The organism is Coprococcus sp. RTP21428st1_C9_RTP21428_210409 (assembly GCF_040227395.1).
GTDB classification, from domain to species: Bacteria; Bacillota; Clostridia; order Lachnospirales; family Lachnospiraceae; genus Coprococcus; species Coprococcus aceti.
Genome location: NZ_JBEHVV010000111.1, coordinates 1 through 5,448 on the forward strand (window position 1 = coordinate 1; position 5,448 = coordinate 5,448).

5 protein-coding genes are annotated in these 5,448 nt (G+C 46.1%); 2 read left to right on the forward strand and 3 right to left on the reverse strand.

The window, feature by feature from the left end:
- From ABUA34_RS13720 to ABUA34_RS13730, 3 genes are all read right to left on the reverse strand, one after another.
- A partial coding sequence (locus ABUA34_RS13720) for a HAMP domain-containing protein (protein WP_349823492.1) occupies positions 1 to 775 on the reverse strand: 775 nt, incomplete at its 3' end.
- Positions 775 to 1,509 carry a response regulator gene (locus ABUA34_RS13725; protein ID WP_015534659.1) on the reverse strand — a complete coding sequence of 245 codons (735 nt, stop codon included), beginning with the start codon at positions 1,507 to 1,509 and terminating at the stop codon, positions 775 to 777. The genes ABUA34_RS13720 and ABUA34_RS13725, both read right to left, overlap by 1 nt.
- Positions 1,510 to 1,595: 86 nt before the next feature.
- Positions 1,596 to 4,061: an endonuclease MutS2 gene (locus ABUA34_RS13730; protein ID WP_349823493.1), complete on the reverse strand. Its 2,466-nt coding sequence runs from the start codon at positions 4,059 to 4,061 to the stop codon at positions 1,596 to 1,598.
- A 359-nt stretch (positions 4,062 to 4,420) separates the two neighbouring features.
- Between ABUA34_RS13730 and ABUA34_RS13735 the strand changes: the two genes are divergently transcribed.
- A complete protein-coding gene (locus ABUA34_RS13735) occupies positions 4,421 to 4,858 on the forward strand; it encodes a hypothetical protein (RefSeq protein ID WP_022216954.1) in 438 nt (145 codons plus the stop codon).
- A gap of 138 nt (positions 4,859 to 4,996) precedes the next feature.
- The coding region (locus ABUA34_RS13740) for an OB-fold nucleic acid binding domain-containing protein (protein WP_349823494.1) at positions 4,997 to 5,448 on the forward strand (452 nt) is incomplete at its 3' end.

Below are 5,448 nucleotides of genomic sequence, written 5' to 3' on the forward strand. Positions count from 1 at the left end.
CATTTGAACGGCTCAGCTCATCTGCCATCTCCTCCATGTATCTCGCAAGTTCGCCGAATTCGTTCTTCGCGGTCACATTTACCCTGGCATTGAAGTTACCCTGGGCGTATGACTTGGACGTCTTGATGATCTCACGTATAGGCTTGAGCAGGCTGTTTGACATGAGCATAAGCGCGATCATGGCGATCAGCATGAGGATCAGGAATGGCACAAATGTCGTTGAAAGCATCCTGCTCTTTATATCCTGCTTGAATGTCATAGGTGATGTCAGGATGATAGTTCCCATGTAATTGTTCCACGAGTAGAGAGGCTGGCCAATCACCAGAGTGTCCTCCGAGAAATAGCCGCCAAATGTATTCTCGAAGCAGAATGATGCAAACAATTCATCCGGTTCCACATAATTCTTGAGGTTGTCATTTGTGCTGCTGTGTGAATCTGAATCCTTGGAAGATCCACCGGATTCACTGCTTCCTGAAGAGCTTCCCGACCTGAAAATAATGTTGCTGCGTTCATCGGTGAGCCAGATTCCCATGTCCAGGGTATCCGCCGCATGTTGAAGCTCCTTGTATAATTCCTTGCTGTCAATGGTTCCGTTGCTGTAATCAGTCATGGCGCCGTCGGCAAGCATTGTGATCTCGTTTTTCATGGTGGATTTGCGCTCTGAGAGAACAGAATTCTGTGCTGTTGATATACTGTACACCATGAGCAGTGCAAATATGATCACAACCAGCACTACGAATCCGACCACGATCTTGTCAAATGCTGTTTTCTTCATTATGATCTCCATTCAAACTTGTAGCCTATGCCCCATACAGTGGCAATGCTCCAGTTATGATTGTTGTTCAGCTTCTCACGAAGTCTCTTGATATGTACATCCACGGTCCTCGTGTCGCCCACATACTCGTATCCCCACAGCTTGTCCAGAAGCTGCTCCCTGGTAAATACCTGATTTGGTCTGCTGGCGAGGAAGTAGAGGATCTCCAGCTCCTTGGGCGGCATCTCAAGATTGTGTCCCTCAAAGGTTACAGTGTAGTTGGAGATATTTACGACCAGCCCGTCATACTCCACAAATGTACCTACATGGTCCGCACTTGTGACATCGTAAGCTGCGCTCTGTGGCTGCTTCTGTGCACTCTCAGTCATGGCTGACCTCCTGAGAAGGGCGCCGACCCTTGCCACAAGCTCATTTGAGTCAAATGGCTTGACGATATAATCATCTGCACCGATCTTAAGCCCCAGCACCTTGTCAAATACCTCACCCTTGGCAGAGAGCATGATGATAGGCGTGTTCGATGTCTTTCTTATCTCTGTACACACCTGGTAGCCGTCCATTCCCGGAAGCATGACATCCAGGAGAACCAGATCAGGTGAATATTCCTCAAATAACTGTAGAGCTTCCGTTCCGCTTGCGGCTATCTCGGTCTCATAACACTCTTTGTTGAGGTAGAGTGATATAAGCTCTGCGATGTTCTCGTCGTCGTCAACGATGAGAATATTATTTTTGCTCATATATATAAACCTCCCAGTAAATTTATAATAATATAGTTTGTAAAAAATCCGAAGGCGTACACCGATTTCATTGTTGAAGCATTATTTTAAAGTTCCACTATGGTGACTCCCGCATCACCCTCTCCGAATTCTCCGAGACGGAAGGACTTGACATGTGGCTGTGATTTCAGGAACTGATGTATTCCCTTTCGAAGAGCACCGGTGCCTTTTCCGTGGATGATGGTGACTCTGTGCAGATGTGCCATAAGGGCATCATCAAGGAATCTATCCACAAGTGATGTGGCTTCGTCGACCGTCATACCGAGTACATTTATCTCAGGCTTGATATTCATCATCCTGTTCATGCTCTTGCCACCTGTGACTGTGGCCTTCTGCGGCTTCTTCTTCTCGTGCTCAACCAACAGGAGATCTGTAGGTGGAAGAGATGCGCTTATTATGCCCATCTGGACCTTGAGCTTGCCCTTGGAGTCAGCCAGTGCGGTGATGGTTCCCTCAGAATCCATGCTGATGACATGTACTGTATCGCCAACCTTGAAGTCAGATGCCTTGTGGTCTGACTTCACTGTCTTGCGCTTCTCCTCGTTCATCTTGCCGAGGTCGTTGATCTTCGCGCGGAGCTTCTGTCTCTCGGCCTCCATCGCTTTTGCATCGGCCTTTGCCGGGTTAGTGGTCCATTTGTTGTATTTCCTGATGGCGGCATCGGCCTCAGCCTTCGCCTCCTCTATGATCTCGGATGCCTCCTGACGTGCCTTTGCCAGAATCTCGGCTTTCTTGTCGGAGAGCTCAGAGTCTTTCATCTGTGCACGCTCCTGAAGCTGCTTTGCATCCTCCTTGAGTCTTGCAATGTCGGCTTTGTCCTGTTCAATCTCCCTCTTGCTTCTCTCAAGATCCGCAATCAGGGTTTCAAAGTCAACTGTATCGCTGTCGATATTGGCCTTGGCGCTCTCGATGATGCTATCGTCGATTCCAAGCTTCTTCGCTATGGCGAAAGCATTTGACTTTCCAGGAATACCGATCATCAGTTTATATGTCGGCTGGAGTGTTGCCACGTCAAATTCGCAGCTTGCATTCTCGACACCCGGTGTGCTCATGGCAAATGTCTTGAGCTCACTGTAGTGTGTGGTCGCCATACATCTGACACCCATGTTGTTCAGATGTGACAGGATGGCGATGGCAAGTGCTGCACCCTCTATAGGGTCCGTACCGCCGCCCAGCTCGTCGAAGAGGACCAGACTGCCTGGAGTTACGTGATCCAGTATGTACACGATGTTGCTCATGTGGGATGAGAAGGTGGACAGATTCTGTTCTATACTCTGCTCATCTCCGATATCGGCAAATACGTCGTCAAATACATTCAGTCTTGAACCGTCAAGTGCCGGAATATGAAGTCCGGACTGTCCCATGAGTGAGAAGAGTCCCAGAGTCTTAAGTGATACCGTCTTACCACCGGTGTTAGGACCGGTCACGATGAGGAGGTTGTAGTCCTCACCCAGTTTGATGTCCACAGGTACGACGGTGTGCTTCTCCAGCAGCGGATGTCTTCCCTGCTTTATATCGACAATCCCATCGGTGTTGAATATCGGTTCGGTTCCCTTGTAGCTTCTTGCAAATGATGCCCTTGCGAATATAAAGTCCAGTTCTGCCAGAGTGTCGAAGTCGTATTTGATATATTCTATCTCAGCCGCTGTCTGGGCGGAGAGTGATTCAAGTATCTTCTCGATCTCGGCAAGCTCCTGATTGTCCAGCTCCTTCAGCTCGTTGTTCAGGTTCACGATGGCCATAGGTTCGATGAACACTGTGGCACCGGTTGACGACTGGTCGTGTATCATACCGGGAAAATGGTTCTTGTACTCGGCTTTGACCGGTATACAGTATCTGCCATTTCTCATGGTTACCAGGTTATCCTGGAACATGGTCTGCTTGCTGGTATCGCTGACAAGCTTTGCAAGCTGGTTGTGCAGCTTTTCATTTGTCAGGCGCTTGTTCCTTCTCACTGCCTTGAGACCTGATGAAGCGTCATCGGCGAATTCGTTTTCAGAAATTATGCATCTGTGAATCTCCCTGGAGAGATGCTCCAGTGGCATGAGCTCCAGAAATCTCGTGCGCAGGCTGTCCGGGCATGTGGTGCCATCCGGGTTCATGCTTAGCCCGAGCATCTTGTTGGAAGCTTTCTCTTCCTCAATCTGCTCCTGACTGCGCCTTCTCGTATCGGTCATGCTTGTGCCTTCGTTCTCACCATATCTTTTGGCGGTGAGTGCGAGGTCCAGCATGCTTGCCACATCAAGCAGTTCTGCGGTGGTGAGGATTCCCTCAACCTCAAGTCTCTTTAGAGATGCCCCGATATCTTTAAGTCCTGCAAATGACAGATTGCCCTGGGTGTTCAGACGACGAAGAGCATCCCTTGTCTCCTGCTGGAGCGTCTCGATCATGGCGAGATCCTTGCGGGGCTTTATGCGCTGACACTTCCTCTTCGCCATGGGTGATGAGGCAAATGTTGTCAGCATCTCAACTATTTTGTTGTATTCTATAACTCTTAATGTTCTTAGATTCATTTTCTGTGTTCCTTATTTGTTTTTAATGTCGTGTTCTATATTTTATGTATATAATATGTAGATTTTGAATCGGATAGGTACTAAACATGATAAGTGCATGAAAAGCATAATTAAATATACATAAAGTCTCTAATTCTACACATACATAATTGATTATACCCCTTATAATTATAGAGCGTCAACATATTGCAGGTGTAGAAATAGGCACATTTTCCCTGATTAATTCAGCGGCTGTGGTTGCGGGAGAAACACAAAGCTGATATTATAAAATACAGTTTGATCTGGGGGAAAAATAAAGCGATATATGACTTAAGACAAAGAGAGTTACGTATTACAAAAAGAAGAGGAGAAGACAGGTTATGAAAGAGTTATTGCAGTTTTTATTGGGAATCGTATTGATGATAGCAGGCGGTGTGATGTTTCTTAAGAATGTCGTCGTGTCCGACTGGGGACTTTTAAGTTCACTGTTTCGTATAGGTGGTGGTGTGAATATTGGAGGAATCTTTATTGTACTGTTGGTCATCGCATTTATCGCACTTCTGGTTAAGCCGAACATGGGAACAGGACTTGTGTTCACAGGACTTTGTATAGCATTCTTTGTATGCATCATAATCTCACTGAATGTTTCACTGAGATATATGTCAGGACTTGAGCTTACACTTATTCTTGGAACACTGTGCGTTGGAATCGCATTTGTCATCAAGGGGCTGTTTGGAGTGAGAAAGCTTGACAGGGAAGAATCACGGAAGAATGGGAAGGCTGCTTCAGATAAGCTTCATGAGTATGATAAGATGTGATGTGGGGGAATATAGTAATATAGGCGGTTGTGGAAATGTTCAGTAAATACTGGATTTTCACAACCGCCTATTGTATTCTTATATATGATTAAAATTAAAGCATACAATAATAATTAAGCATAGAAAGAGGAAAGAAAAATGGTATTTATAACAGATTTCAATGAAGGCGACATGATATCAAATGTCTATCTCTGCAAGAACAAGCAGACAGGAACTACAAAATCCGGAAAGACATACTACAACCTGGAACTTGTGGATAAGACAGGAAGTATAGCCGGAAAGGTCTGGGAGCTGAGCAATGCGATAGGACACTTTGAGTCAAAGAACTTTATCAAGGTGGATGGTCAGGTCACATCATTTAACAATGAGCTTCAGCTCAATATCAAGAAGATTCGTATTGCAGATGAGGGAGAATACTCAGAGGCTGATTATATGCCGTGTACCAAGAAAGATATAGAGCAGATGTACAAGGATCTTATGGCTCTCGTGGAATCACTCGACAAGGATTATTACAAGGTGCTTCTGAAGAAATTCTTCGCCGAGGATCCTGCATTTGTCAAGGAATTCAAGAATCATTCAGCGGCAAAATC